General features: G+C 62.9%; 1 protein-coding gene. It reads right to left on the bottom strand.

Going from position 1 to position 1,311, the window contains the following annotated elements:
• Window positions 1–996: 996 nt before the first annotated feature.
• Window positions 997–1,248: a DUF86 domain-containing protein gene (locus Q8K99_01305; GenBank protein MDP2181192.1), complete on the bottom strand. Its 252-nt coding sequence runs from the start codon at window positions 1,246–1,248 to the stop codon at window positions 997–999.
• Between the last annotated feature and the right edge of the window lie 63 nt (window positions 1,249–1,311).

Genomic DNA, 1,311 nt, shown 5'->3' with positions numbered 1-1,311 from the left:
GACCCCTTCGCACTGATAGCACTGGCCCAACTGACCCTGTCCGGACTGTGCCCCCCGCTACCCGGAAGAGGTCTGGCATGACCCACACATGTGTCACAAGATCCAGAATTCTCCTCGGCAAAGAGCAACGTCACGTTCAATCCTGCTTCGCGATGGAACCATGTGAGAACCGTGAAGCTGGCGCGGGAACCTCCACTACGACCGCTCGTGCGCTGGCCTCTTCCAGCAACGCGATGCTAACTCCGGTCTTCGTGCGGACACGGCCCCTGTACTTTCCCCCTCCCAGCCCACAGACGCAAACGGGGCACCCGAAGGTGCCCCGCGTTCAGTGCGATGGTCGGGCTTAGTGGACGCGTTTGTTACTGCTGTACTCAGTCAGACATAACCAACTGATCGCGACCGTGCTCATCGGTGCCAGCGCGATCGCGTTGTGCGTGGTCGCCGCGCCAGGCGGGTAGAGCCGACCGAGTCCGCGAGCGTCGGTTCAGGGCGTCGTCACACTCGAGCCCGCGGCGCCGGGCGACCCCGCCGCCCCCGGCATGCCGGGTGTTCCTGGAGTCCCTTGCACGGGCGCGGGCTGCATCATGTTGATGACCTGGGGCCCGCCCATGTAGCCGTTGAACCAGAAGAACATGAGGACGAGCAGCCCGATATACTATCGCCACGACCGCGATAAGGGCGACGTTGTTTCCGGACTGATCCGTTCCTTCGTGTATGACGGTAGCCGTGCTCGTCGGTCCTCTCACTATGCTGACGGTCCCATGCCGCGCACCGGGCCGTGTGGAGTAGTTCCCCGTCACGCGACGCGGGGAAACCTGCGCGACGTTCGCGGAAGCCTCGTGACAGGCGGAAGCTGTCGAAACGGTACACGTCGATTGGCCAAACGCGGCGTACAGACGAAGCGGGGCACCCGAAGGTGCCCCGCGGTCTCGCAATGGTCGGGCTTAATGGACACTTGTGACCGCTGCACGCGCATTGCCGCCCTACTGACGCTACTCAGTCAGTCGAGTGCTTCTCGAGCAGAGACACTACCGCGCGATAGAGCACCGGCACTTCGTTGATCGCAATATCCCAGACGATTGAGAAGTCGACGCCTTCGTACTCGTGAATCAGGATGTCGCGCAGGCCGGCGATATCCTGCCACGGGACCTCCGGATTGTCCGCACGCAGCTCTAGCCTCGATATTTCACGAAGGTCGCCGAGCCGGTTCTGAAGTTCCGAATCGACCCTCCTGCCACGATATCGCATCTGTCTGAGCGTCGCTCACGTCACCCGTGGCCCTTCGCGAGCCCGGACGGGTCTTCCAGGGCC

It is taken from the genome of Actinomycetota bacterium (genome assembly GCA_030682655.1).
Classification (GTDB): domain Bacteria; phylum Actinomycetota; class Coriobacteriia; order Anaerosomatales; family JAUXNU01; genus JAUXNU01.
The sequence above is the reverse complement of the archived record's forward strand: the minus strand, read 5'-3'. Positions and strand labels throughout refer to the sequence as shown.

Coding starts and splice junctions, on each gene's coding strand:
- Q8K99_01305 (MDP2181192.1), bottom strand. CDS start 1,248: ATGCGATATCGTGGCAGGAGGGTCGATTCGGAACTTCAGAACCGGCTC.